15 protein-coding genes and 1 pseudogene are annotated in these 6,436 nt (G+C 59.8%); 15 read left to right on the plus strand and 1 reads right to left on the minus strand.

The features are described from left to right. From BM152_RS19370 to BM152_RS18460, 8 genes are all read left to right on the plus strand, one after another. The coding region (locus BM152_RS19370) for a hypothetical protein (protein WP_170845892.1) at window positions 1-199 on the plus strand (199 nt) is incomplete at its 5' end. Beyond that, window positions 189-818 carry a hypothetical protein gene (locus BM152_RS18430; RefSeq protein ID WP_066598850.1) on the plus strand — a complete coding sequence of 210 codons (630 nt, stop codon included), beginning with the start codon at window positions 189-191 and terminating at the stop codon, window positions 816-818. The genes BM152_RS19370 and BM152_RS18430, both read left to right, overlap by 11 nt. Then, window positions 818-1,126, plus strand: a complete 309-nt coding sequence (locus BM152_RS18435; RefSeq protein ID WP_066598851.1) for a hypothetical protein — start codon at window positions 818-820, stop codon at window positions 1,124-1,126. The genes BM152_RS18430 and BM152_RS18435 overlap by 1 nt, the downstream gene beginning before the upstream one ends. Before the next feature lie 198 nt (window positions 1,127-1,324). After that, complete coding sequence (locus BM152_RS18445) at window positions 1,325-1,570, plus strand: hypothetical protein (protein ID WP_066598853.1); 246 nt, start codon at window positions 1,325-1,327, stop codon at window positions 1,568-1,570. After that, window positions 1,570-1,725: a hypothetical protein gene (locus tag BM152_RS19375; RefSeq protein ID WP_156444330.1), complete on the plus strand. Its 156-nt coding sequence runs from the start codon at window positions 1,570-1,572 to the stop codon at window positions 1,723-1,725. The genes BM152_RS18445 and BM152_RS19375 overlap by 1 nt, the downstream gene beginning before the upstream one ends. A gap of 3 nt (window positions 1,726-1,728) precedes the next feature. Then, window positions 1,729-1,983, plus strand: coding sequence for a hypothetical protein (locus tag BM152_RS18450; RefSeq protein WP_066598855.1), 255 nt, complete (start codon window positions 1,729-1,731; stop codon window positions 1,981-1,983). Further along, the gene (locus BM152_RS18455; RefSeq protein WP_066598856.1) at window positions 1,980-2,216 is read left to right on the plus strand and encodes a hypothetical protein; all 237 of its coding nucleotides are present in this window, start codon (window positions 1,980-1,982) and stop codon (window positions 2,214-2,216) included. Before BM152_RS18450 ends, BM152_RS18455 begins: the two co-directional genes overlap by 4 nt. 154 nt (window positions 2,217-2,370) lie before the next feature. Then, entirely contained in the window at window positions 2,371-3,570 is a 1,200-nt protein-coding gene (locus tag BM152_RS18460) for a tyrosine-type recombinase/integrase (RefSeq protein WP_066598857.1), read from the plus strand. On the opposite strand, the gene BM152_RS18465 is transcribed toward BM152_RS18460, so the two are convergent. Next, the gene (locus BM152_RS18465; RefSeq protein WP_139222554.1) at window positions 3,518-4,030 is read right to left on the minus strand and encodes a hypothetical protein; all 513 of its coding nucleotides are present in this window, start codon (window positions 4,028-4,030) and stop codon (window positions 3,518-3,520) included. The genes BM152_RS18460 and BM152_RS18465 overlap by 53 nt on opposite strands. A 503-nt stretch (window positions 4,031-4,533) precedes the next feature. Here BM152_RS18465 and BM152_RS18470 point away from each other — a divergent pair. From BM152_RS18470 to BM152_RS18500, 7 genes and pseudogenes are all read left to right on the plus strand, one after another. After that, complete coding sequence (locus BM152_RS18470) at window positions 4,534-4,758, plus strand: helix-turn-helix transcriptional regulator (RefSeq protein ID WP_066598861.1); 225 nt, start codon at window positions 4,534-4,536, stop codon at window positions 4,756-4,758. Beyond that, window positions 4,755-5,069 carry a hypothetical protein gene (locus tag BM152_RS18475; protein ID WP_066598863.1) on the plus strand — a complete coding sequence of 105 codons (315 nt, stop codon included), beginning with the start codon at window positions 4,755-4,757 and terminating at the stop codon, window positions 5,067-5,069. Before BM152_RS18470 ends, BM152_RS18475 begins: the two co-directional genes overlap by 4 nt. Before the next feature lie 29 nt (window positions 5,070-5,098). After that, window positions 5,099-5,275, plus strand: a pseudogene (locus tag BM152_RS19600) (DNA translocase FtsK); the annotation flags it as partial. Window positions 5,276-5,350: 75 nt separating this feature from the next. Next, window positions 5,351-5,626: a DUF2312 domain-containing protein gene (locus tag BM152_RS18865; protein WP_066598937.1), complete on the plus strand. Its 276-nt coding sequence runs from the start codon at window positions 5,351-5,353 to the stop codon at window positions 5,624-5,626. Beyond that, window positions 5,626-5,817 carry a hypothetical protein gene (locus BM152_RS18490; protein WP_066598865.1) on the plus strand — a complete coding sequence of 64 codons (192 nt, stop codon included), beginning with the start codon at window positions 5,626-5,628 and terminating at the stop codon, window positions 5,815-5,817. Before BM152_RS18865 ends, BM152_RS18490 begins: the two co-directional genes overlap by 1 nt. Continuing rightward, window positions 5,810-6,160, plus strand: a complete 351-nt coding sequence (locus BM152_RS18495; protein ID WP_066598867.1) for a hypothetical protein — start codon at window positions 5,810-5,812, stop codon at window positions 6,158-6,160. Before BM152_RS18490 ends, BM152_RS18495 begins: the two co-directional genes overlap by 8 nt. Beyond that, window positions 6,157-6,436: S-adenosylmethionine-binding domain-containing protein (locus tag BM152_RS18500; RefSeq protein ID WP_244524897.1), on the plus strand; the 280-nt coding region annotated here is incomplete at its 3' end. The genes BM152_RS18495 and BM152_RS18500, both read left to right, overlap by 4 nt.

A 6,436-nucleotide genomic window follows, 5' to 3' on the forward strand; every position in this document is an offset into this window, starting at 1 on the left:
CGCCTATCGTGATGCCAACCGCGAGGAAATACGCGCCAAAGACCGCGCGCGATACGAGGGCAACCGCGAGGAAATAAGCACAAAAGCCCGCGCCAATGCCCGACTCTCTGCCGCCCGCGAGGAAATGCGGGACGTGCTTATGGCCATGCCGCAAATCGAACAGATGATTTTGAGTGAAGGAGAAAACCATGACCAATGAATTCACCCTTGAAAATGCCCGCAACCTCACGGACCAGCAGCTGGTCGATGCTCTGAAAGAAGGGCTTGCCATGTCCGAGGAGGGAATTCGTCACGCAGCGATCAGCGTGGCGGTTCTCGAAGAGCGCGGGCGCGACATGAGCATGTTGCCGGACACGTTCCGCTATGCTCGGGAGATTGCCGAGGGGCAGCTTTCCCCGCACGCGGCCTGGCTTCTGGCCCGCATCCCGCATGCGATCCGCTCGATCCTCCCCCTGCCGCTCGACATGCAGGACGAGATTGCGGACGGCATGAAGATCAAGATTGCCGTGCGCAAGGACGGGCGGACCATGTCCGACGAGCGCACGATCTATGAAATGTCTCAGCTGCAGATGCGCCTTGCGTTCTCCGAGACCGGGATTTCGCCTTTCGACAATCAAGCTAAATGGCTGATCCAGAATGAGGCCAACGGGGACAAACACCGGAATACCCCGAAAATCACGGCCACAAAGTCGGGTGAGATCATCGTCGGCCGCACTCATTTGACTGTTGATGATCTTATCCCTGCGCTGTCTGCGCTCGGATATGTCGTGAAGCCCATTTACGGGCGCAAAAAAATCAAACCTGCGGAGGTAAAGTGATGATCCGCATCGGTAAGTTCTATTTCGGATGTGGTGAGCCGAAGCGCCGCCTTGAACGTCTGCCCGAGTTGATTGTGTGCCGAGATGAATTGCAGGCGCGGCGCATATGGCGCGCGTTGCCGGACGGTTCAAAGGTCCGCGTCGTGACTCCGCGCCTTGAACAAATTCTCGGAACCTGCCCCGCAAGGGTGACGGTCATGCCGGGCGTTGACCTGGATATGAACGTCTCGGGCGAAGGAACCCTGCGCGGATTGCTCATGAGCAGAATGGCAACGTGGGGCGATCGCGCCTGCATGGTGGTTCTCTGAGATATGCCTGACCATCGCCCCACAAAGATCGCAACGGCCGCCGACCGCGTGAAAGCGGCCGTTGTCGAAGTCAACAACGCCACGGCGGCCGCAGCGGCCCTCGGGATCAGCGTTGAGTTTGAAATCATCGAGCACCAGACAATGGAAGGCCCATTGCGCCACGTCCTTGTCCCGCGTGTCTCAAAGGAGGTTTGATCTATGTCAGAATATCGAGACCTGACCGACGCCCTATCTAAGTCACTTGAAGGGCTGGCGCTTCTCCAGGAGGCCCATGAGAGCGCCGTTTTCAAGGTGAGCGCGGCCCAGCGAGAGGCCACCGAAATGCTGAACAAGCTGAACGATGCGCAGAAGGAGGTCGACATGCTCATGCTGTCCCTGCGCAAAAAGTCGGGCGGTGATTGGAGCCGCGCGGATCCTGTGGAAGTGCTCAAGGGGGGCGCGTGATGTTTGTTCTTGCGATCATTGGCTACGGCGTCATGGCCGGGTTGTCGGTTGGCGTCGGCATTGCTCTCGGGTTCGAGTTGGTCATGCGACTATCCGGCGACGGCCGCAGTGTGATCCTGACCTGGGCGCGCGTGAAGCAGCAGAAGGAGTCCTGACCCATGCCACGGCTCCTAACCCTCGATCAGGACAGCGACGGCGTCTATGCGCAACCATCGGCCACGCTTGAGGCGCTTTGGGCCGAGGCGGAGAGCATTGGCCGCGTGAGCGTCGACTGTCGGTTCTCCGGCGAGTATTCGGTCCGGATCGCGTTCGACAATGGCAAGAGCTCGATTTTCGCCTATGGCAATCACCCGGACATTTCCGAGGCGGTTCGCGAGGCGATCAAGGAAGCCGTGCGGATGGGGGCGCTATGACGATCCCGCGCCGCAATTCCAAGCCATCGCGGGCGGCCATGAAGCACTCCGATCACGCGCGCCTGTGGCGCATGGTCGAGGGGGCCGTTGTCGATGCATTCAAATCTCACCCAGATTGCCTCACCGAGCGTGGTGCGCGGATCGCGGTGGAGAGCGTAACAAAGCGCGTAGTCGGCACGCTGGTCGGCCACGCGAAAGAGACCCAGAAGGGTGGTCGCCTCGGCGGCTCTTGATGCGGGTCGGGAATACTGAATCCGACCCTCACGGGTGCGGTTGCTAGCATGCGCCCAACCCCTGCCCGCCTTTGGAAGCGGTGGGCGGGGGACTTAATAAGGACTTTTTGCTATGCTAATCCCGAAGACTGAATCGAGTTTATTTGGATTTGCTATGAACAAACGAGTGAAACTGTCCGAGAGGATGGTCAAATCCGCGCAGCCGCGCGAGAAGGACTATCATATTTTTGACGAGGAGGTCCGTGGCCTCTCCCTTTGCGTCTACAAGTCGGGAAACAGGGCCTTTGCCATGTCCTACCGCTTCAAGGGGCGTCAGCGCCGCTACACGATCGGTCGCTGGCCTGAGTGGTCGGTAACCGCCGCCCGTGAGCGCGCAAAGGTAATCCGCCGCCAGATCGAGGACGGGCTTGACCCGATGGAGAAGCGCCAGGCCGCGATGGCCGAGCCGCGCATTGCCGATCTGGTCGATCGGTATCAAGCCGAACACCTGCCGCGTCTGGCCGCCCGCAACGCCTCCGACCAGAAGTCGATGCTTCGCCGCTTTGTGATGCCGTCATGGCATGCGCGCCTGGTCTCGGAGATCACCCCGCAGGACGTGGACGCCATTCTGGTGGAGGTCGCCAAGGGCCGCCCGAACAAGGAGGGCGTCGTGGTGCCAACCCCGATCCGCGCTAACCGCGTGGGTGAGGTTCTGCGCAAGATGTTCAATCTCGCTGTGAAGTGGGGGATGCGGCCTGACAATCCGGCCGAGACGTTCCGGCGCTTGCCGGAGGTGGAGCGCGATCGGTTCCTATCGCCGGACGAGATCAACATGATCATATCGGTTCTGGACCAGTGCGAGGACCAGCGCGGGCCGGATATCATCCGCATGTGTCTGTTGACAGGCGCCCGTCTCGGGGAGGTGCGATGTGCGACCTTCGAGCAGTTCGACCTTGAGCGCGGGATCTGGACGAAACAGGCTTCTACCACCAAGCAGCGCAAAATTCACCGCGTTCCGATCTCTGACGATGTAGTGGCGTTGATACGCAAGCGCAGAGCGGCGCTGGGCGTGGGTGAGGGGTGGCTTTTTCCTGGCGATGCGGAGGGCAAGCCCGTGCAGGACTTGAGGCGCTTCTGGGGCCGTGTCAGGCGCGAGACTGGCTTGGAGGATGTTCGCATTCATGATCTGCGGCATACCTTTGCGTCCTTGCTGGTCTCGGGCGGCGCGTCTCTTGAGATGATCGGCAAACTCTTGGGTCATTCTCAGGCGAAAACGACCCAGCGTTATGCCCACCTCATGGACTCGCCTTTGCGCGATGGCGTCAATCGGGTTGCGGGGATTGTGTCGCCGCATGTTCGAGCAGTGGAGGACTGACTGTCGGTTCTTCGTCCATCGACCCTTTGAGCGACTTGTAAAGTGGCCGCAGGCGCTTTCTGAGAGTGGACTCGTCCGGCATGTCTTTTCCATCGCTTCGGCGCATGCACCAGTCCTGCACCTCGTGGATCAGCTGGATCAGGGTTTCCGTGATCCCCTCTTCGAAGATACGCAGGCAGATGAATTGGTAGATTCCGTCCCAATCGTATTTGTCGCGCTGGGCGATTGTGGGTGGCCTGACATACTCTGTCTCGAAGCTATCAAACTCGGCCTGCCGCATCTTGATGGTTCGGCAGTCGATCTGGATCGGCTCTCCGCTGTCCACGATCAGCCATTCCGTCTCTCCGGCCGGTCTGATCCGGTAAACATTGCAGATGAAGTTCCCGTAGGACTCGGTGTGGATTGACGGCTGGATCGTGGGCAGGCAGTCTTCTGCGCAAATCTCTACCAGCCCAACCATGCGCCGCCCTCCGGCCATGGTTATTGGTATGTTGCTCATCAGGTTAAAGTGCCCGCTTGCCGCCCATTCTACGATGTATCGCGGCGTGCATCCCCATCTCGCGGATGCTTCCAGAATTGTATAGTATGCTCTGCCCGGTAGCGCCATTATTATCGTAACCCCTCTTAATTCAACAAAACTTCCTGTCCCTGCACCTTGAAAAAAAGCGTTCTACACCTCAACGATTCACCGTTAACACATCAAGCACACCCCGTGTGCATTTTTGACGTCACCTCAACATGTTGATGTATTTGCAGACGCACCGGATCGGTGCCATGCTCAAGATGTAGTGACTGTGATCTCTTGTCGCTACTGTCTCGAAGACTGACCGGGCTTGCGCCCGGTTTTTTTTGTCCGGAACGCAAACCGGAATGAAAACCGGCGAGTCATTCCGGTCCATTCCTGCATTCCGGTCGGGGTGCCGTGTGACCGTCTGATCAGTTCAAAGATCAGAGGTTCTCTAAATGAAAACAGAGATTTCTTCCCCCGACCCGCAGGACAACTCTGTCCTGTCCGAGTGGATTTCTATGGCCGAGCTTGCCGGTGAGCTTGGCGTCTCGAAGGACACGCTTGGCCGATGGCACACGCAGCGCATTGGCCCGCCCCGCGCGAAGATCGGCGGGCGCATCTGGTATCGCCGCCAGTCGGTGCGCGAGTGGCTGCGCGAAAAAGAGGGGTCGATCCTATGAAAACCCCGACGCCCATCCTGTCTCTTGAGGCCCACAACCTGATCGCGGCCCGTGAGATGATTCAATCTCCGAAGCCATACGGTGAGGCCGCTCTGCGCCGGGCCTGCGCCATTCTCATGACCTATGGCGACTCTCTCGATTTCCAGCGCGGCGCAATGCTCATTTACCGGCTGGACGAGGCAGCCAAGGAGCGCCAGCGCTTCACGATCAAGCGCCGCGACCTCTGGGCCGTGAACGGATTCCTCGCGGTTGTCGCGGTTCTGATCTGGTGCCTCGCCTTTTTCCTCAAGCATTCGAACGGAGGCATGTGATGTCTGACGCTGCAAACGTGATCCCCATGATGGACGCGATCAATCCCCAATATGCCCGCGCTGTTGCTCTGGTCGTGAAGGAGCAGAAGGCTTCGACCTCTTTCATCCAGCGCCACCTCGGGATCGGCTACAACGCCGCATCGCGCTTGATCGAGGCCATGGAGGACGAGGGCATTGTGACCTCTTCGGACCATGTCGGTCACCGCGAAGTCGTGGCGCAGGAGGTTCCGGCCGATATTGCCAGCGCGGCAGCGGCGATCGGCTCCGATGGCAAAATCCCCATGAAAGAAACCGACGCCGATCGGGAGGTGCGCGACAACACCTACCGCGTCACGGCCGACGAGTTGCGGTCCTTTGTCGAACGCTTCGAGACGCTCGAGGTCGAGAAGAAGGAAATTGCGGACCAGCAGAAGGAGGTCATGGCCGAGGCCAAGGGGCGCGGCTTCGACACCAAGGCTCTGCGCAAGTTGATCGCCCTTCGCAAGAAGTCGGCCGACGAGATCGCGGAAGAAGAGGCAATCCTCGACATGTATAAAGAAGCGATGGGGATGCGCTGATGGGCTGGGAGTATTGGATCCTCATCGCGTATGTCTTTCTCTCCGCTTGGCTCGGGTGGTTTGGCTATCTGGTCGACAAGGAAGACAAGAAGAACCACACGCGCACCCTCGCACTCGCGGCGATCATCGCCCTTGTCGCGCCTATGTTGAGCTTGTTGCCGAGCACGAAAGAGGGGGGTGACAATGCCTGACACCCTACCCCGCGCATATCCGCTGCAATGGCCCGAGGGCGTTCCGCGCCGGATGATCCACGAAAAGCACGGCCCGATGATCACCATGGCGGCCGCTGTGGCATCTCTGAAGGACTTGCTGGGCCTTTGGGCCGATGAAATGGGCGCGACCCTGCACGGCGTCGTGATCTCTTCGAACGTCACGCTCGGGCAATCCATGCCGCATGATCCTGGCGTGGCGCTTTACTTCCGTCTGGACAACGTCCCGCATTGCCTCGCAAGCGACCGCTACCGCCGCCCCGAGCAGAACGTGCGCGCGATCTATGACCAGATCATGGAGAAGCGCCGGGAGGGGGTGCTGTGACCCTGCCCGGCCTTCCCGATGGTGCCCGCTTCGATCTGATCATGGCCGACCCGCCGTGGCAGTTCCAGACGCGCTCACAGAAGGGCGTCACGTCCAAGGGAGCCGGTGGCCAGTATTCGTGCATGTCCCTGGACGACATTAAGGCCATGCCGATCGCCTCGATCGCGGCTCCGGATTGTCTTCTGTGGCTATGGGCCACCAACCCAATGTTGCCGCAGGCGTTCGAAGTCATGGACGCTTGGGGCTTCGAGTTCAAAACGGCGGGCCATTGGGCCA

Origin of the sequence: Celeribacter halophilus, from assembly GCF_900114135.1 — a bacterium.
In the GTDB taxonomy this organism is placed as follows: domain Bacteria; phylum Pseudomonadota; class Alphaproteobacteria; order Rhodobacterales; family Rhodobacteraceae; genus Celeribacter; species Celeribacter halophilus.